General features: G+C 74.2%; 13 protein-coding genes. 4 read left to right on the top strand and 9 right to left on the bottom strand.

Annotation, left to right across the window (positions count from 1 at the left end; all coding sequences use genetic code 11):
* Window positions 1-35 precede the first annotated feature (35 nt).
* Entirely contained in the window at window positions 36-3,371 is a 3,336-nt protein-coding gene (locus tag GA0070603_RS04035; protein WP_091307299.1) for a S8 family serine peptidase, read from the top strand.
* A gap of 143 nt (window positions 3,372-3,514) precedes the next feature.
* Here GA0070603_RS04035 and GA0070603_RS04040 read toward each other — a convergent pair whose 3' ends face one another.
* From GA0070603_RS04040 to GA0070603_RS04050, 3 genes are all read right to left on the bottom strand, one after another.
* Window positions 3,515-4,039, bottom strand: a complete 525-nt coding sequence (locus GA0070603_RS04040; protein WP_208862796.1) for a sigma-70 family RNA polymerase sigma factor — start codon at window positions 4,037-4,039, stop codon at window positions 3,515-3,517.
* A gap of 114 nt (window positions 4,040-4,153) precedes the next feature.
* The gene (locus tag GA0070603_RS04045; protein ID WP_167544481.1) at window positions 4,154-6,964 is read right to left on the bottom strand and encodes an AfsR/SARP family transcriptional regulator; all 2,811 of its coding nucleotides are present in this window, start codon (window positions 6,962-6,964) and stop codon (window positions 4,154-4,156) included.
* 64 nt (window positions 6,965-7,028) lie between these two features.
* Window positions 7,029-7,796: a class I SAM-dependent methyltransferase gene (locus GA0070603_RS04050; protein ID WP_091321508.1), complete on the bottom strand. Its 768-nt coding sequence runs from the start codon at window positions 7,794-7,796 to the stop codon at window positions 7,029-7,031.
* 67 nt (window positions 7,797-7,863) lie between these two features.
* Between GA0070603_RS04050 and GA0070603_RS04055 the strand changes: the two genes are divergently transcribed.
* Window positions 7,864-8,271: a hypothetical protein gene (locus GA0070603_RS04055; RefSeq protein ID WP_139131796.1), complete on the top strand. Its 408-nt coding sequence runs from the start codon at window positions 7,864-7,866 to the stop codon at window positions 8,269-8,271.
* A 63-nt stretch (window positions 8,272-8,334) separates the two neighbouring features.
* Window positions 8,335-9,057, top strand: a complete 723-nt coding sequence (locus GA0070603_RS04060; RefSeq protein WP_091307312.1) for a VOC family protein — start codon at window positions 8,335-8,337, stop codon at window positions 9,055-9,057.
* A 21-nt stretch (window positions 9,058-9,078) separates the two neighbouring features.
* Here the strand turns inward: GA0070603_RS04060 and GA0070603_RS04065 are convergent, their stop codons facing one another.
* On the bottom strand, window positions 9,079-10,425 hold the full coding sequence (locus GA0070603_RS04065) for a serine/threonine-protein kinase (protein WP_091307316.1): 1,347 nt from the start codon (window positions 10,423-10,425) through the stop codon (window positions 9,079-9,081).
* Between the two features lie 172 nt (window positions 10,426-10,597).
* Between GA0070603_RS04065 and GA0070603_RS04070 the strand changes: the two genes are divergently transcribed.
* Complete coding sequence (locus GA0070603_RS04070) at window positions 10,598-11,839, top strand: MFS transporter (protein WP_091321510.1); 1,242 nt, start codon at window positions 10,598-10,600, stop codon at window positions 11,837-11,839.
* A gap of 69 nt (window positions 11,840-11,908) precedes the next feature.
* Here GA0070603_RS04070 and katG read toward each other — a convergent pair whose 3' ends face one another.
* From katG to GA0070603_RS04095, 5 genes are all read right to left on the bottom strand, one after another.
* Complete coding sequence (gene katG, locus GA0070603_RS04075) at window positions 11,909-14,185, bottom strand: catalase/peroxidase HPI (protein ID WP_091307319.1); 2,277 nt, start codon at window positions 14,183-14,185, stop codon at window positions 11,909-11,911.
* A 23-nt stretch (window positions 14,186-14,208) separates the two neighbouring features.
* Window positions 14,209-14,637, bottom strand: coding sequence for a Fur family transcriptional regulator (locus tag GA0070603_RS04080; RefSeq protein ID WP_091307322.1), 429 nt, complete (start codon window positions 14,635-14,637; stop codon window positions 14,209-14,211).
* Window positions 14,638-14,709: 72 nt separating this feature from the next.
* Complete coding sequence (locus GA0070603_RS04085; protein WP_091307326.1) at window positions 14,710-16,452, bottom strand: multicopper oxidase family protein; 1,743 nt, start codon at window positions 16,450-16,452, stop codon at window positions 14,710-14,712.
* Window positions 16,449-16,901, bottom strand: coding sequence for a DUF6220 domain-containing protein (locus tag GA0070603_RS04090; RefSeq protein ID WP_091307329.1), 453 nt, complete (start codon window positions 16,899-16,901; stop codon window positions 16,449-16,451). The genes GA0070603_RS04085 and GA0070603_RS04090 overlap by 4 nt, the downstream gene beginning before the upstream one ends.
* A gap of 9 nt (window positions 16,902-16,910) precedes the next feature.
* Window positions 16,911-17,900 carry a carboxymuconolactone decarboxylase family protein gene (locus GA0070603_RS04095; RefSeq protein ID WP_091307333.1) on the bottom strand — a complete coding sequence of 330 codons (990 nt, stop codon included), beginning with the start codon at window positions 17,898-17,900 and terminating at the stop codon, window positions 16,911-16,913.
* Between the last annotated feature and the right edge of the window lie 62 nt (window positions 17,901-17,962).

The following is a 17,962-nucleotide window of genomic DNA, read 5'->3' on the forward strand; positions in this document are numbered from 1 at the left end:
ACCCGGATACCTCTCGCGTTCATCCAGGGAGAAGCATGCGTTCAGTTCGTACGTTATCGGCGCTGGCACTGGCGGTGCTGGGCGTCTCGATGGCGGCTCCGGGCGGCACACCCGCCTCGGCGCAGCCCCGGGCCGCGAAGCCGGCGACCCCACCCGCTGTCGCGTCCAAGCCCCGGACCGTCACTCTGGTCACCGGCGACGTCGTCCACGTCGGCAGCGTGAACGGCCGGACGACTGTCGACGTCGTGCCGGGCAAGGGACGGGAACGGATCCCGTTCCTCACCCACAGTGCCGGCGAGGACGTGCGGGTCATCCCCGCCGACGCCGTCGGCCTGCTCAACCGGGGCAAGCTCGACGAGCGGCTCTTCGACGTCTCGGCGCTCATCGGCTTCGGCTACGACGACACCCGGGCCACCCTTCCGCTCATCGTCCAGCACGGCGGCGCGACCCCCGCCGGCCTCGCCGGCGCCCGGACCACCCGGCAGCTCTCCGGAGCCAGCGCCGTCGCGGAGAGCCGCGCGGAGGCGGTCTCCTTCTGGAACGACCTCACGTCCTCCGCGGGTGGCACCGAGCGGCGCCTGCGGGCCGGGTTCGACAAGATCTGGCTCGACGGGCTGCGCCACCCCACCCTCGACGTCAGCGTCCCGCTGACCGGCGCGCCCCAGGCCTGGCAGGCCGGCTGGACGGGCAAGGGGGTGAAGGTCGGCGTGATCGACACCGGCGTCGACCAGACCCACCCCGACCTGGCCGGCCGCGTCGCCGCCGCGGAGAACTTCACCGCCGACCCGGACACCCTGGACCGGGTGGGCCACGGCACCCACGTCGCCTCCACCATCGCCGGCACCGCGGCCGCGTCGCAGGGCCGGTACAAGGGCATGGCGCCGGACGCGACCCTCTACAGCGCCAAGGTGTGCACCGAGGTGGGCTGCCCGGAGTCGGCGATCCTGGCCGGCATGACCTGGGCGGCGCAGCAGGGCGTCAAGGTCGCCAACATGAGCCTCGGCGGCACGGACAGCCCGGAGACCGACCCGATCGAGGCGGCCCTGGCCGACCTCACCCACCGCTACGGCGTCCTCTTCGTCGTCGCCGCGGGCAACGACGGCGAGGGCGGCGAGTCCACGGTGAACTCGCCCGGCAGCGTGGACGAGGCGCTGACCGTGGGCGCCGTGTCCAAGACGGGCGAGTTGGCCGAGTTCTCCAGCCGGGGCCCGCGCAGCGGCGACGCCGGCGTCAAGCCGGACGTCACCGCACCGGGCGTCGGCATCCTCGCCGCCCGCAGCTCGACCTCCGACCTGTGGCCGAACGACGAGAACCCGCAGTACACCAGCCTCAACGGCACCTCCATGGCGACCCCGCACGTGGCCGGCGCGGCGGCTATCCTGACCCAGCAGCACCCGGACTGGACGCCCGAGCGGATCAAGTCCACGCTGATGGCGGCCGCGAAGCCGAGCGCCACCATCGGCGTCTACGAGCAGGGCGCGGGCTTCCTCGACGTCGCCCGGGCGACCCGGCAGACCGTCACGACCGACCCGGTCAGCGTCGCCTTCGAGCGCACCACCACCGCGCAGAAGCACACCATCACGTACGCGAACAGCGGCTCCTCGGCCCTCACCCTGGCGCTGTCCCTCGACGCCAAGGACGCCGACGGCGCCCCGGCGCCGGCCGGCCTGTTCGGCCTCGACGCCTCCTCGGTGACGGTCCCGGCCGGCGGCACGGCCACCGTGACCGTCACCGTCCAGGCCGGCGCCGGACTGCCCGACCACTACTTCGGCGGTGAGGTGACCGCCACCGGCGACGGTGTGCAGGTGCAGACCCCGGTCGCGCTCGACGTCGCCCGTCACCGGTTGAGCCTCAAGCTCGTCGGGCCGGACGGCGGCGCGCCCACGGCCGAGCAGGGCTGGGTGACCCTCCTGACCGACCTGGACCGGCAGACCACCATGGTGTTCGGCGACCCCACGGCCACCACGTACCGGGTCCGCGCGGGCCGCTACCTGGTCCAGACCTACCTGCTGACCGGCGACCCGTTCCTCCCGGACGTCACCTCGCTGATGCGCCCGAGCCTCGACCTCACGACCGACCAGTCGCTCACCATGGACGCCCGCCTGGCCAAGCCGGTCACCGTGACGGTGCCGAACCCGAAGGCCACCGCGGTCCACCAGGAGTTCGGCTGGACGATCCGAACCGAGCAGCCGCAGATCTGGGGCAGCAACGACCCGTTCGGCGTGGTGATGGGCCTCCCGCTCGACCACGTGCGGACCGCCCAGATCGGGGCCGGCAGGACGCCCGGCTTCGTCTCCTACGTCAACGGGATCTGGGGTCAGGTGGCCGAGGACGGCAGCCTGCACAACAGCCCGTACGTCTACCGGGTCTACTTCTACGAGCCGGAGAAGATGATGACCGGGCTGACCCGCAGGCTGCGCGCGGGCGACTTCGCCACGGTCCGCTCCCGGGTCAGCGCGGACGTGGCCGGCGTGCCGGTCTCGCGGACCGCTGTCGCGCACGCGCCCGGCAACTCCCCGATCTACCGGGACGAGCGCAACATCCCGCCGAGCTTCAGCTACGACGCGCCGGGGACCATCACCGAGTACTACAACCAGGACAAGAAGGCGGTCTGGCAGTCGACCTCGTCGCAGCTGCGGTACACGTACTACGAGTCGCCGTGGACCAGCTTCCAGGCCGGGCGCACGTACGACGTGAGGTGGGCCAACGGGGTGGCCGGGCCGGTCTTCCCGGAGCCGAACTTCGGCCAGCAGTTCGCCACCCGCTACTGGGGCGACCTCCTGGGCGGGCCGGGGCCGCTGCACGGCGACGGCAGCGGGCACATGGGCTTCCGGCATCCCCGCGGCGGCAGTGTGGAGGTCAGCCTCTACCGCGACGGGGTCAAGATCGGCGACGCGACCCAGGCGCCCTGGGTGTGGAACGTGCCCGCGGAGAAGGGTGACTACCGACTCGCCGCGACCTTCCGCAGCGACCCGGCGTTCACCCTGTCGACAGTGGTCGACGCCGAGTGGACCTTCACGTCCACGCACGTGGCCGACGGCGATCTGGTGAAGCTGCCGATGACGGCGATCCGGTTCTCCCCGGACCTCGACATCGACAACCGGGCGCCGGCCGACCGGATGTTCGCGATTCCGATCTCGCTCGACCGTCAGATCGGGGCGGCGCCGGGGCGGACCACGGCCCTCACCGTCGAGGCGTCGTTCGACGACGGCCAGACGTGGCAGCGGCTGACCGTCCGGCGATCCGGCGAGAAGGCGGTCGCCTGGGTGCGAAACCCGACGGGTAGCGGCTTCGTCTCGCTGCGGGCCGCCGCGGCGGACACCGGGGGCAACACGGTCAAGCAGACCATCATCCGCGCCTACCGGTACTGAGGACGGCCCCGGACGCGGCGCCCACCGGCGCCGCGTCCGGGGTCACCGGCGCGAGCCCGGCCGGCACGAGGGCAGGCGCGCGCCTCAGCGTTGAGCTGCCGGCGGTCGACGCGGCCCGACCCACCGGCCGGGCACGACCGTTCTCAGGCCGCGTCGAGGTTGGTGCGCAGGGCGCGCAGCGCGTGGTGGGTGCGGGACTTCACCGTGCCGATCGGCACCCCCAGCCGGCCCGCGACCTCCGCCGGCGACCGCCCCACCAGGTACACCTCGGAGAGCAGGCTGCGCTGCGCCGGGCTCAGCCGGCCGAGCGCGCGGCGGATGGCGTACGCGGCGAGCGCCGTGCCGGTGGTGTCGTCACCGGCCGGGATCCAGGTCATGTCGACGAGGTGGACCTCGGCCGGGCGGCCCCGGCGCAGCCGGACGCCGTCGATGACGAGGCGCCGGGCGACGGTGAGGAGCCACCGCCGGGCGGCATCGGGCTCGACGGGCACCGAGTCGAGGTGCCGCCACGCGCGCAGCAGCGTCTCCTGGAGCAGGTCCTCGGCGGTCTGCCGCTGGCCGCGGGTCAGCACGAGCAGGAGCCGCAGCACCGCGGGGGCGTGGTCCGCGTGCAGCGCGGTCATGCGCTCGGCCCGGACGGCCGGTGATTCCAGGGGTGCCCGTAGCACGATGTCTCCCCCAGAGGCAGGAGCAACGGTGAGTGAGGCCCGAGCCTAGGGACGACCGATGCCGACGGACTGATCCGTGAGTGCGGATCGAGTGACGTTGCCGGCCGCGATCGGTCAGGAACGCGGCGTGATCGCGGCGAGCAGGCCGGCCAGCCGCCGGCCGGTCCGGCTCTGCGCGTACGGGATCAGGGCCAGCGCCTCCTGCCAGGCGCGTACCGCGGCGTCCTGGTCGCCGCCGGCGGCGAGGGCGTCGCCGACCAGCGCCAGCACCTCCGCGGCCGGCGCCGCGGCCGCGGCCTCCTGGTAGGCGACGGCCGACTCCCGCCAGCAGTCGACCGCCTTCCCGGGCTCCCGGCGCGCGGCGTGCACCCGGCCGAGCACCTCCCACGCCTCGGCGACGCCCAACCGGTACCGCGCCGCGCGCGACAGCGCCATCGCCTGCTCGGCGCCGCGCAGGGCCTCGTCGACCCGGTCCAGGTCGACGCAGCTGCCGGCCATGATCACCAGGACGTCGGCGAGCAGCTTGTCGTCGCCGGCCGCCCACGACTCCAGCACCGCCGACAGCGCCCGGACGACCTCCTCGTGCCGCCCCTGCGCGCTCAGGATCATGGCCCGGTTGATCCCGGCCCGGGTCATCTCGGCGTGCAGGCCGAGCCGGGCCAGCAGTTCGAGGGCCCGGTCGAGATGCCCGACGGCGGTCTCGTGCTCGTGCCGGAAGTAGGCCGCCCCGGCCAGGCTGCGGTGCATCCGGGCCTGACCGATCAGATCCCCGCCGGCCCGGGCGGCCTCCAGGGCCACCTCGCCGGTCGCCGTCCAGTCCACCCACCGGCCGCTGCGGTCGAAGAAGTGCTGCATGCCCAGGGCGAGCTGCCAGGCCTCGGTGTGCCGGCCCTGCCGGGCGGCCCGGCGGACCAGCGCGGTCAGGGCCTGCCGCTCGGCGGTGAACCAGCGCATGGCGTCGCCGTGCCCGGCGAAGCGCAGCGGCGTCTCGCCCGGCCCCGGCTCGATCAGCGGATGGTGCTCGGAGGTCAGCAGCCACCGGTGCGCCTGGTAGCTGCTGGCCCGGTAGAACTCCAGGCAGCGCAGCTCCGCGGCGGCGCGCTCGGCCGGGCCGTCGTTCTCCTCGCCCAGCTCCGCGGCGTAGGCCCGCAGCAGGTCGTGGGTGCGGTAACGGTCCGGCAGGTCCTCGCTGACCAGGTGCGCGCGGCTCAGTTCGCCGAGCAGCGTCCGCGCGGTCCGCAGCGGGACGCCGGCCAGGCCCGCCGCCGCGGCGGTCGAGAGGTCGGGGCCGGGATGGACCGGCAGCAGCCGGAAGAGCCGGGCGGCCGGGGCGGAGAGTGCCTGGTAGGACCAGGAGAAGACGGCACGCAGGCCGGTCTGCGGGTCGTCGCCGTCGAACCCGTCCAGACTGCCGGGCGCGCGGGCCAGCTCCGCGGCGATCTGCGCCGGTGGCGTCCCCGGCCGGGTGGCCGCGCGGGCGGCCACCACGGCCAGCGCGAGCGGGAGCCGCCCGCAGCTGGCGATGATGGCGTCGATCGCGGCCGGGTCCGCCGCGAGGCGGGCGGCGCCGAGCGGCCGCAGGAGCGCCGCGCGGGCCTCCTCGACGCTCGGCAGGCCGACCGGCAACGGGTGCGCGCCGGCCGTGGTCAGCAGGGTGCTGAGCCGGCTGCGGCTGGTCACGATCACCAGGCAGCCGGGGCTGCCCGGCAGCAGGTGCCGGATCTGCTCGGCGTCCCGGCAGTTGTCGAGCACGACCACCATGCGCCGGCCGGCGAGGCTGCTGCGGTACAGGCCCGCCTGGGCGTGCAGCTCGGCCGGGATGCTCTCCTGCGGGACCCCGAGCGAGCCGAGGAAGCCGCGCAGCGCCTCCGTGGGGCTCATGGCCGGCTCGCGCCCGTCGTATCCGCGCAGGTCGACGTAGAGCTGGCCGTCGGGGTAGTCGGCGGCGAACCCGTGGGCGAGGTGGACCGCGAGGGCGGTCTTGCCGATCCCGGGCATGCCGTCGATCGCGAGCACCGCCGGGCCGCCCGGGGTCGCGACCGCGGCGCGGGCCTCGGCGATGAGGTCGTCCCGGCCGTTGAAGAAGGGCAGGTCCGGTGGCAGCTGCGCGGGCCGGGGAAGAGAAGGCGGCCCGGTACGCGCCGGCCGGATGCGCTGGTGCAGCAGCCGGTCGTACGCCTCGCGCAACTCCTCGCCCGGATCGATGCCCAGGTCCTCGGCGAGCCGGCGGCGCACCACCCGGTACGTCTCGACGGCTTCCGCCTGGCGGCCGTCGGCGGCGAGCGCCAGCAGCAACCGGCTCTGCAGCGACTCGTCCAGCGGATGGTGCTCGGCGGCCTGCCGCAACGGCGCCAGCACCGCGCCCAGCCGGCCGCAGCGCTCTGCGGCGTCGGCGGCCTCGCGCACGGCCTGGACGCGTTCGGCCTCCACGGCGAGGAACGCCGGATGCCGGTGGGTGGCCGGTTCCAGGCCATCGGCGCACCGGCCACGCCACAGCCGCAGCCCGTCGAGGGAGTGCCGCAGCGCCGCCTCCGGGTCGCCCTCCTGGAGGCGACGGCCCGCGAGCCGGCTCAGCGACCGGAACGCCAGCAGGTCCAGGGACTCCTCGTCGGCGCGCAGCCGGTAGCCCGAGAGGTCCCGGAGGAGGTGCCGGCCCGCCGACCGGGTGGGCAGGCCGGGCTCGATCAGCCGCCGGAGCACCCCGACGTGCCGGTGCACGATGTTCGCGCCGCTGGCCGGCGCCTCCTCGTCCCAGAGCATGTCGACCAGCTCGTTCAGCGAGACCGGGGAACCGGCCCGGGCCAGGAGCAACGCGAGCACGAGGCGTTGCTGGCGGGCGCCCAGGCGCACCTCGGCGCCGGCACGGACGACCCGGACGGAGCCGAGCACCGAGAAGCCGATCGTCTCACCCACTGCCGCCCGCACAGCGGCAACGGTAGCGGGCGGACCCGCCATGACCTGCGGTCGGGCGGTCGGCTTCGCCGGGGGACTACGGTTGGTGGCGCTGGCGCGCGAGGTGAACGGTGATGTCGCCGACGATCTCGACCGTCTCGGGCAGGACCCGCATGATCCGGCGGTACACCTCCTCCCGGTCCGCGCCCGGCAGGACGAGATAGGCCGAGACGGTGGAGAGCAGGCCCACGTAGTCGCGGGCGGTCACCGTCGCGCGCCGCTCGATGACGGACTGCCGGACGTCGGCGAACCACCCGGACCGTTGAAGCTCGGTGCCCGGCCACTGCATGTCCTGGTCCGGAGGCGTCCCGTCCGGGGACGGCACGTCGTCGCTCGCCAGGAACGGCGCCCGGGCCGCGCGCACCGCCTCCTCCACCGCCGGGTCGGCCAGCCGTACCGGCCCGCCGAACGAGGCGAACACCCCGCCCGGCTCCAGCAGCGCGGCCACCCGCGACCACCGGCCCTCGGGCTCGGTCCAGTGCAGCGCGGCGGCCGCGTAGACCAGGTCGTAGCGTCCGCCCGGCCGCAGGTCCTCGAACGCGGCCCGCACGGTCGTGACGGTCGCCGGTACGTGCCTGCGCAGCTCGGCGAGCATGGCCCCGTCGGGCTCGGTGGCGGTGACGGTCACCCCGCGTTCCGCGAAGAGGCGGGTCGCCTTGCCCGTGCCGGCGCCGATCTCCAGGGCGGTCCGGACGGGCCGACCGGCGTACGTCAGCACCGTGTCGAAGACCGCCGCGGGATACCCCGGCCGGAACCGTTCGTACGCCTCCGCCATCGTTCCGAAGCTCAGTGCGCGATCGGGCATGCCGAGCATGCTGACACGGTCCGGACCGCCGGCGCGCGCCCTTTCGGCGCCGCCTACCCTCGCCCCCATGGCCCGGACCCGCAGGCGGACGATTCGCGTCGACGGTGTCGACTACCGGTGGACGGTCCGTCACGCCGACCCCGCTCACGTCGTCGTCCGGGTCTGGCACGCCGCGACGCGGGTCGCCGGACTGGAGATCCTCGTGGCCTTCGACGACCCGTGGCTCAACTTCGGACCGATCATCACCGCGCCGTCGGACCGGGTGGCCGAGGTCTTCGCCCTGGAGCCGGTCACGCCGCGGCTGGTGGCGGCACTGATCCAGGCGGCGGTCGCCGGGGGCTGGCCGGCCCACGGTGACGGCGGGCCGCGGCGTCTCGTGCTCGACCGGAGCCGCGAACTGCTGGCGCCGGCGCCCGGAACGTCGACCGGGGGCGGTGCCGAAACTCGGGTGCGGGTGGCGCCGACCGGCCCCTAGGCTCCCGCTCGACGGGGTGGGGAGTGCACCGTCGACAGCAGCGGGATCGGAGATGAGCGCGGGATGACGTGTCAACTGTTCGCGATCAGCTTCGACGCGACCCGACCTCGGCGTCTCGCGGAGTTCTGGTCCGGCGTCCTGGGCCGCGAGGTGGCCGACGATCCACTTGGCGGAGTCGCGCTCCTGCCCGACGACGACGCCGGGTTCCGGATCCGCTTCCTTCCCACCGCGAGTGAGAAGGTCGGCCAGAACCGGGCCCACTTCGACCTCACGAGCACCTCGCTGGAGGACCAGCGGCAGACCGTGGCGAGAGCGCTGGAACTGGGCGGGCGGCACATCGACGTCGGCCAGGGTCCGGAGGCGGATCACGTGGTGCTCGCCGACCCCGACGGCAACGAGTTCTGCGTCATCGAACCCGGCAACAACTTCCTCGCCGGCTGCGGCTTCGTCGGCGCGCTGGCCTGCGACGGCACGCAGAAGGTCGGCTACTTCTGGAGTGCGGCGCTGGGGTGGCCGCTGGTCTGGGACCAGGACGAGGAGACCGCGATCCAGTCACCGCTCGGCGGCCCGAAGATCACCTGGGGCGGCCCGCCGCTGATGCCGAGGACCGGCAAGCAGCGGCTGCACTTCGACCTCGTGCCACCTGCCGGCGGTGACCAGCGGGCGGAGGTCGACCGGCTGCTGACCCTCGGCGCGACCCGGATCGACATCGGCCAGGGCGACGTCAGCTGGGTGGTGCTGGCCGACCCCGACGGCAACGAGTTCTGCGTGCTGCCGGCCCGGTAGCGGGGGCCCGGCGAGGCACGATCACTCGGTCGCCTGCGGCGACGGCGAGGCGGACGCAGCACCTGTCGACTCCTGCGTCGGCTCCCCCGTCGACTCTCCGGACGGTGCGCTGGACGGCGCCCGCGACGGTGTGGCGGATGTCGTGGCAGTCCCGTCGCCGCGCGACGGCGTGGCGTCGGCGGGCGCGGGTTGGGACGCTCGGGACGAGGACGTGGTCGTGGTCACGTCCGGGTCGGCGGGGGCGTTCCGCGCCCGGGTCGGCGTACCCGACGGGCCACCGCCGCCGGAATCCGGATCCGATCTGACCACGGACGGCGTCGGCACCCCGGACGGGCCGGGCGACCACCCGGCGGGATCGGCGAGCACGACGGCGGCGGCTGCCGCGGCGAGGAGCGCCAGGACGATGCCGGCGACCGCCCGCCGGCGGCCCGTCGCTCGCCGGGGCGGCGCGGCGACCACCGGTAGCGCGCGGGTCGTGGGACCGGCGGCTCGCGGCACCGCCGGAGCCGCGAGCACCGGACCGGTCGGCGCACCGGGTGATCCGGCGACCGCCTCGGCGGTGGCGGCCAGGGCCGCGGCGGTCGGAATCCGGTCACCGGCGCTGCGGGCCATGGCGGAGGCGACCAGGTCGCGGACGGGTGCCGGGACGTCATCGGGCAGAGGTGGTGGCTCCTCCTCCAGGCGGCGCAACGCCACGGCCACGGGGTTGTCACCGGCGAACGGGGGGTGGCCGGCGAGGCAGTGGTACGCCACGCACCCGAGCGCGTAGACGTCCACGGCGGGACCGATGGCGCCGCTTCTGGTCAGCTGCTCCGGCGCCATGTACAGGGCGGTGCCCACTACCTGGTTCGCGGCCGTCAACTCCGTCGCGTCCGGGGACAGCGCGATGCCGAAGTCGACGAGGACGACGTGCCCGTCCGGCTCGATGACGAGGTTGCCCGGCTTGACGTCGCGGTGCACCACGTCGACGTCGTGGGCGGCCTGGAGGGCGCGGGCGGTCTGCGCGACGATCGACAGTGTCTCGGCGGCGCCGAGGCGACCGGCCTCCGCGATCCGCTCCGACAGCGGCTGGCCCTGCACGTACGCCATCACGATGTAGGCGAGACCGGACGCGCCGGGCAGGGTGGTCTCGCCGTAGTCGTAGACCTCCGCGACACCGGGATGCCGCAGCGCCGCCATCGCCCGCGCCTCGCGCCGGAAACGCTCACCGGCGCTCGCGTCGGTCATGACCCGGCTGTGCAGCACCTTGACGGCCACGGTGCGCTTCAACGTCTCGTCGACGGCGCGCCACACCTCGCCCATGCCGCCGCCGGCGATCCGGGCGACCAGGCGGTAACGGTCGCCGATGAGGTCCCCCACATCTGGCATCCGGTTCCCGTACCCCAGGCGCTGCTTTTTCAAGCGCGCGCCCGGTCCCGGGACCGACGGCGGACGGGTCACGCACCGCCTACGCGGTCCGGTGTTTGATCCGACCGTGCGGTCTTGCTTTGATCGCAGCGGCGGACAGCGGGTTCGTGGGGAGCGGGGGCGCGGGGTTTTGGTGGTCAGGCGGCCCCTGGGCCGGCAGTTCGGATGGTTGTGGGCGTCCTACGCGGTCAGCGCGTACGGCTCGGCGCTGGGGTTCGGCGCGTTGCCGCTGATCGCCGTGCTGGTGTTGGACGCCAGCCCCGCCCAGGTGTCCGCGCTGTCGGCGGTGGGGCCGGCGGTGGGCGCGCTCATCGCCGTGCCCCTCGGGCCGTGGGTGGAGTTCCGCCGCAAGCGGCCGGTGATGATCGCCATGGACCTGGCCCGGTTCGCGGCCATGCTGACGATCCCGGTCGCCTACGCCCTCGGCCGGCTCAGCTTCGTCCAGTTGCTCGTCGTGTCGGCCGTGGCCGCCGCCGCCAAGATCGCCTTCGGCGCGGCCAGCGGCGCCTACCTCAAGGCGCTCGTCCGGCGCGACGACCTGCTCGTGGCCAACGCGCGGTTCGAGTCCACGACCTGGAGTTCCATCGCCGTCGGGCCGCCGCTGGGCGGAGCCGCCATCGGGCTGTTCGGGCCGGTGACCACGGTGGTGGCCGACGCGCTCAGCTACCTGCTGTCCGCGCTGGGCGTCACGGCGATCCGCGACCGGGAGGAGCACCCGCCGCGGACCGACCGGAGCCGGGTACGGGCCGGCGAGCTGCTCGACGGCTGGCGGCATCTGCTGGCCCATCCCGGCCTGCGTGCGCTCTACCTCAACCAGTTGCTCGTCAGCGGTCTGATCATGGCCACCGAGCCGCTGCTGGCCGTGCTCCTGCTCCGCGAGCTGGGATTCCCGCCCTGGCAGTACGGCCTCGCCTTCGCCGCCCCCTGCCTCGGCGGCCTCGTCGGCTCACGCCTCGCCCGCCGCGTCGTGGCGCGCCACGGCCAGCATCGGATCCTCCGTACGGTCGGCACGCTGCGCGCGGTCTGGCTCATCGGCCTCGCCTTCGTCCAGCCCGGTGTCGCCGGCCTCGCGACGGTGATCGCCGTGGAGCTCGCGATCATCATCAGCATGAGCCTGTACAACCCGGTGCTCGCCACCTACCGGCTGGAGCACACCCCCTCCGACCGCGTCGCCCGCACCCTGTCGGCCTGGTCGATCAGCAGCAGCGCCGCCATCGCCGTCCTCAGCGCGCTCGGCGGCCTGCTCGCGGGCGCCACCAGCCCGCGCACCGCCATCGTGGTCGCGGGCCTGCTGATCCTCGCCAGCCCGCTGCTGCTGCCCCGCCGCCCGGATTCCCCGTCCGTGCCCGACCGTGAGCTGGCCGCGGCCGGGTGACGCGGCCCCGACGACGGGCGAGCCCGGCCGATCGCTCGTGGATCGGCCGGGCTCGTCGGTCGGTGCCGGTCAGGCGAGGTCGAACCGGTCGAGCTCCATGACCTTGGTCCAGGCCGCGACGAAGTCGGTCACGAACTTCTCGCGGGCGTCCTCGCTGGCGTAGACCTCGGCGAGGGCGCGCAGCTGGGAGTTGGAGCCGAAGATGAGGTCGACCGCGGTGGCGGTCCACTTCACCTCGTCGGTGGCCAGGTCGCGGATCTCGTAGACGTGCTCGTCGGACTCCGACGCCTTCCACCGGGTGCCCGGGGAGAGCAGGTTGGCGAAGAAGTCGTTGGTGAGCACGCCGGGCCGGTCGGTGAGGACGCCGTGCGACGTGCCCCCGACGTTGTTCCCGAGCGCGCGGAGGCCGCCGACGAGGACGGTCATCTCCGGTGCGCTCAGGTTCAGCATGTAGGCGCGGTCGACGAGCAGCACCTCCGGCTGGGTCTTCTCGCCGGCACGCAGGTAGTTGCGGAACCCGTCGGCACGCGGCTCGAGGACCGCGAAGGACTCGACGTCGGTCTGCTCCTGCGTGGCGTCGGTGCGGCCCGGGTGGAACGGCACGGTCACCTCGACGCCGGCGTCGCGCGCCGCCTTCTCGACGGCGGCCGAGCCGGCCAGCACGATCAGGTCCGCGAGGGAGATCTGCGCGCCGCCGGCCGCGTTGAACTCCCGCTGGATGCCCTCGAGGGTCCCCAGGACGGTCGCGAGCTGCTCGGGCTGGTTGACCTCCCAGCTGCGCTGCGGCTCCAGGCGGATCCGGGCGCCGTTGGCGCCGCCGCGCTTGTCGGTGGACCGGTAGCTGGCCGCGGAGGCCCAGGCGGTGGAGACCAGCTGGGCGGTCGTGAGGCCGGACTCCAGCACCTTCGCCTTGAGGGCGGCGACGTCGGCGTCACCCACGAGCTCGTGCTCGACGGCCGGCACCGGGTCCTGCCACAGCTGGGGCTCCGGGACCCACGGCCCGAGGAAGCGGCTGACCGGACCCATGTCGCGGTGCAGCAGCTTGTACCAGGCCTTGGCGAACGCGAGCGCGAACTCGTCGGGGTTCTCCAGGAACCGGCGGGAGATCTTTTCGTACGCCGGGTCGACGCGCAGCGACAGGTCGGTCGTGAGCATCGTCGGCTTGTGCTTCTTCGACGGGTCGTGGGCGTCCGGGATGATCGCCTCGGCGTCCTTGGCGACCCACTGCTTGGCGCCGCCGGGGCTCGTGGTGAGCTCCCACTCGTAGCCGAAGAGGATCTCGAAGAAGCGGTTGCTCCACTGCGTCGGCCGGTCGGTCCACGTCACCTCGAGACCGCTGGTGATCGTGTCGGCGCCCTTGCCGCTGCCGTGGGTGCTCAGCCAGCCCAGGCCCTGCGCCTCCAGCGGGGCGCCCTCGGGCTCGGGGCCCACGTGGTCGTCGGCGACGCCGGCGCCGTGGGTCTTGCCGAACGTGTGGCCCCCGGCGATGAGGGCGACGGTCTCCTCGTCGTTCATCGCCATCCGGCGGAAGGTCTCGCGGATGAAGTGCGCCGCGGCGGCCGGGTCCGCGTTGCCGCGCGGGCCCTCCGGGTTGACGTAGATGAGACCCATCTCGGTCGCGCCGACACCGGGCGTCATCTCCTTCTCGGAGGCGTAGCGCTCGTCGCCGAGCCAGGTGTCCTCCGGGCCCCAGAAGATCTCCTCGGGCTCCCAGACGTCCTCGCGGCCGAAGCCGAAGCCGAAGGTCTTGAAGCCCATCGACTCCAGGGCGACGTTGCCGGCGAGCACGAGCAGGTCGGCCCACGAGATCTTCTGGCCGTACTTCTGCTTGACCGGCCACAGCAGCCGGCGCGCCTTGTCCAGGTTGGCGTTGTCCGGCCAGCTGTTGAGCGGGGCGAACCGCTGGCCGCCGTCGCCGGCGCCACCGCGGCCGTCCTCGATGCGGTAGGTGCCCGCGGCGTGCCAGCTCATCCGGATCATGAGGCCGCCGTAGTGGCCGAAGTCGGCCGGCCACCAGTCCTGCGAGGTGGTGAGGACGGTGACGATGTCCTGCTTGAGGGCCTCGACGTCGAGCTTCTCGAACTCCTTGGCGTAGCTGAAGTCCGGCCCCAGCGGGTTGCCCTTCGGCGAGTGCGCGTGCAGCACCGACAGGTCGAGCTGGTTGGGCCACCAGTCGCGGTTGGTGCGCGGACGACCCCCGGTCTTCGGGGTCGGCGAGTCGATCGCCGGGTTCTCGCTCTCGCTGCCGTGCGCGGTGACGGAGTCGTGCGCGACCGGGCAGCCGGCCGCCTCCTTCTTGTCCACGCCCTGCGCGCTGGAGGGAGCGTTGTCCTGGATGTCGCTCATCTACTTCCTTCCGAACTGGCGGTTCACTGGGACGTGCGTTCGGTCGCGCAGTCGGGGCAGGTGCCCCAGTAGACGACCTCCGCCTCGTCGACCACGAATCCGTGGTCGTCCGAGGCGGTGAGACAGGGGGCATGGCCGACGGCGCAGTCGACGTCGGCGATCGCGCCGCAGGAGCGGCACACGACGTGGTGGTGGTTGTCGCCCACCCGCGACTCGTAGCGGGCGGTCGCCCGGGCGGGCTGGATGCGCCGCACCAGACCGGCGTCGGTGAGGACACGCAGTACGTCGTACACCGCTTGGTGGGACACCGTGGGATGATTCGCCCGTACCAGCGCGATCACGGTGTCGGTGTCGACGTGGGGGTGGTCGCGCAGCGCGCTGAGCACCGCCAACCGGGGCCGGGTCACGCGCAACGAGGCCGCACGGAGCTGGGCCTCGAGGTCGGACGTCATGTCCCGAACATAGCCCACTCTTCTGGAACGAATCAAGTTTTCGCGAGATTGCCCGCGCGTCGACGGAAGCGGTCAGCTCCGGTACATCAGGTGCAGCGTCATCCCGGCGTCGGCGTGCTTCAGATTGTGGCAGTGGTTGGCCCACATCCCCGGGTTGTCGGCCCGGAACGCCACCTCCCAGACGTCGCCGGGGCGCACGTCGAAGGAGTCCAGCCACAGCGGGCTGCCGGTCGCCGGTTCCCCGTTGCGCGACAGCACCAGGACGTGATGGCCGTGCAGGTGCCACGGGTGCACCGTCTGCGACCGGTTCACGATCGTGAACCTCACGACGTCGCCGAGGCGGACGACCTGCGGCGGGATGTCCGGGTCGGCCGCGCCGTTGACGGTGTGGGCGTAGCGCGGGAGGAGTCCGTGCAGGTCGAGCCCGCGGTCGAGCACCAGGGTGAACTCCCGGTCGAAACGGGACCACGGCACCGGAGCGGCGGCGCCGTAGGTGAGCGGGTCCAGCACGGGCCACCCGCCGGTCGCCGTCGACACCGGCCCGGTCGCGTAGACGGCCCGCCCGTCGACGAACAGCGCCACCGGCGTGGCGGGCGCGGTGAACACCAGGTCGTAGCGTCCCCCGGCGGGGATCAGCACGGCGGTCCCGGCGAGGGAGGTGGGGCCGCGCAGGTCGGATCCGTCGATCGCGGCGACCTGGAACGGAGTGCCGGCCAGGGCGTACCGGTGTGTCGTGCTGTCGGTGTTGACCAGGCGCAGCCGCACGGGCGTTCCCGCCGCCACCGGCTCCGTTCTCGCCGGCGGCAGGGGAAGTCCGGAGAGGGTGTGCACCGGCACCGTGACGTCGACGCCGGTCGCCGGGCCCGGACGCACGACCAGGACGCCGTAGAGGCCCATCCGCACGCCGAGGTCGGACACCGCGTGCGTGTGGTACCAGTAGGTGCCGGCCTGATCGGCGCGGAACCGGTAGACGAACTCCTGTCCGGGCAGCACCGCGGCCTGCGTCACGCCGGGCACCCCGTCCTGGCTGTTCGGCACGTCGTAGCCGTGCCAGTGCAGCGTCACACCCCGCGCGATGTCCCGGTTGCGCAGCTTGACCTCCAGGACGTCGCCGACCGTGGCCGTCAGCTCCGGGCCGGGAACCTGCCCGTCGAACGCCCACGCCGCGACGTCGCGGCCGCCCACCCGCACCGTCGCCGTCGCGGCCGTCAGCGTGAACCGCCTGGTCGGTTCGCCGGCGGGCCGCGCGTCCCCCGATCCGTGATCATGGGGTACGCCGGGAGCGGCGCCCGGGGCGGCGGCCAGCCCGGTTCCGGTCAGCAGCGCCGCGACCGCCACGGCGAGGGCCGTCCGGGAGACGGTCGGGGACGGGGGCGCGCCGAGCAGCCGCCACGACACCGCGGTCGCCCCGACGATCCCGGCGACCGCGAGCAGTCCCGCGCCGGCCGACGCCGGATAGCCGTGCAGGACCGTCACGAGCAGGGCGGCGCTGTCGGCGTACCCGGCGAAGAGGAGCGGGACCGCGACGGACCGGATGTCGCCCGTGGCCCGCAGCAGCCGCGGCCCGGCGACGGCCACCGCGGCGAGCGAGAGCGGCGCGGCGATGAGGACCTTCTCCGCCGCGAACCACCAGCCGGCACGGGCGAGCGCGGTGATCGTGACGGCGCGGGCGAGGGTGGCGAGCAGCGCGACGGCGGCCAGCCATCGTGCGAGCGGACGGCGGCGGGCGGCCGACGCGGCGCCGCCGCCCAGCCACGCGGCGGCCGCGAGGACCGCGATCACCAGGTCGGCCGCGAGCAGTGAGCCGGTGCTCACGCCGGCTCCTGCTCGCGGACGGCCGCCGGGGCGGTCACGGCCGGTTCCGGGCGGGCCAACTGCCGCGCTCCCCTGAGGACGTTGACCACGACGTGCACCGCGACGATGCCGTTGACCGCGTGCAGTCCGGCGATGGTCAGGCCGAACGGGGTGCTGGCGCCCGCGGCGTCGGTGGCCCCGTTCGCGAGCGCGGCCAGGAGCGCCTGCACGACGACGAGGCCGAGCGGCAGGGCCGCCAGGCCGACGAGCCGGCCCGGCGCCTTGGCCAGCGCGGCGAACAGGACGGTGAGCAGGCTGAGCACGGGGATGACGGCCATTCCGGTGACGCTGTGCAGGGCGTAGGCGCCGTCGCCCGCGGGTTTCGTGAACGCGCCCACGGCGGCGAAGACGAACTGCAGGGCGAAGGCGGCGAGCGACAGGGCGCTGACGACGACGAAGACCTTGCGCATGGTGACCTCCTAGAGGTGAGCCGCGGACAGTGCCCGGGCGACGTGATCGGTGGCCGTGACGGCGCCGTAGGCGACCAGCCGCACGAGGTCGGCGTCGCCCGGGTGGGAGAGCCGCCAGAGGGCGACGTCGCCCACGCTGATCGCGCTGGGTGCGAACGCCGCCAGCAGGGCGATGCGTGTCCCGACGCGGTCCGTGCCGGGCACGTCCCGGACGAGGTCGACGGCCCAGTCCGCGGGCCGGGCCGGGAAGTGTCCGTCCTCCCAGCGCACTGTCGCCTCGACGGTCCGGCGGGCCACGTCGCCCAGGAGGTCGCCGCCGCGCAGGGCGGCGGCCCGCATCGACGCGAACGCGACGCCCACCGGCCTGTCCCCCGCCCAGGCCGGTGGGGCCGTCGGGCCGGCGTCGAGCAGCGGGAGGCTGCGGCCGGGCTCCTTCGGCTCCCGCGCCGCCCGGGCGTAGAGCCGGCCCCCGACCGACCGCACCAGCGGGGAGCGTTGCAGGCCGCCGGGCAGCAGATCCGGGTCGAGCAACGCCGACACGATCCGGTTGATGAAGTGGAAGGCGAGCAGGGTGCCGGTGACCTCGGGGCCGTGCCGGCCGGTCCAGGCGGCGGTCGCGGGGTTGCGGCTGGCCTCGGCCCAGGCGACAAGCTCGGCCTGCCGCGGCTCCGGTGGCGTGCCGCCCCGGGCGATCACCTCGGCCAGCGCGTGCTCGCCCAGCGCGTGCAGCAGCATGACGTGGGCGTCGACGCAGAACCGGCAGCGGTTGGCGCGGGAGACCACCGCCGCGACGAGCTCGCGGTCGACCCGGGACGCGTCCCCGGCGAGCAGGGCCTCGCGCATCAGCGCCCAGGTCGCGGCCTGCAGCTCCGGCACGGCCGAGAGCGCCTGGAAGGTGGGCACCGGGCCGAGGAACTCGTCCCGCAGCTGCCGGTAGACCTCCGCGGTGAGACCGGTCGCGGCCGATGCCCTCGCGGGGGTGAAGAAGCGGTATGTCATGGGCTCGATGCTCGCGGCGGCGGGCCGGGAAAGCGTCGTGCCGCCGCAGGCATCTGACCGGC

Origin of the sequence: Micromonospora chersina, assembly GCF_900091475.1 — a bacterium.
GTDB lineage: Bacteria > Actinomycetota > Actinomycetes > Mycobacteriales > Micromonosporaceae > Micromonospora > Micromonospora chersina.

Coding starts and splice junctions, on each gene's coding strand:
- katG (WP_091307319.1), bottom strand. CDS start 14,185: ATGAGCGACATCCAGGACAACGCTCCCTCCAGCGCGCAGGGCGTGGAC.
- GA0070603_RS04080 (WP_091307322.1), bottom strand. CDS start 14,637: ATGACGTCCGACCTCGAGGCCCAGCTCCGTGCGGCCTCGTTGCGCGTG.
- GA0070603_RS04035 (WP_091307299.1), top strand. CDS start 36: ATGCGTTCAGTTCGTACGTTATCGGCGCTGGCACTGGCGGTGCTGGGC.
- GA0070603_RS04090 (WP_091307329.1), bottom strand. CDS start 16,901: ATGCGCAAGGTCTTCGTCGTCGTCAGCGCCCTGTCGCTCGCCGCCTTC.
- GA0070603_RS04050 (WP_091321508.1), bottom strand. CDS start 7,796: ATGCCCGATCGCGCACTGAGCTTCGGAACGATGGCGGAGGCGTACGAA.
- GA0070603_RS04060 (WP_091307312.1), top strand. CDS start 8,335: ATGACGTGTCAACTGTTCGCGATCAGCTTCGACGCGACCCGACCTCGG.
- GA0070603_RS04055 (WP_139131796.1), top strand. CDS start 7,864: ATGGCCCGGACCCGCAGGCGGACGATTCGCGTCGACGGTGTCGACTAC.
- GA0070603_RS04065 (WP_091307316.1), bottom strand. CDS start 10,425: ATGCCAGATGTGGGGGACCTCATCGGCGACCGTTACCGCCTGGTCGCC.
- GA0070603_RS04095 (WP_091307333.1), bottom strand. CDS start 17,900: ATGACATACCGCTTCTTCACCCCCGCGAGGGCATCGGCCGCGACCGGT.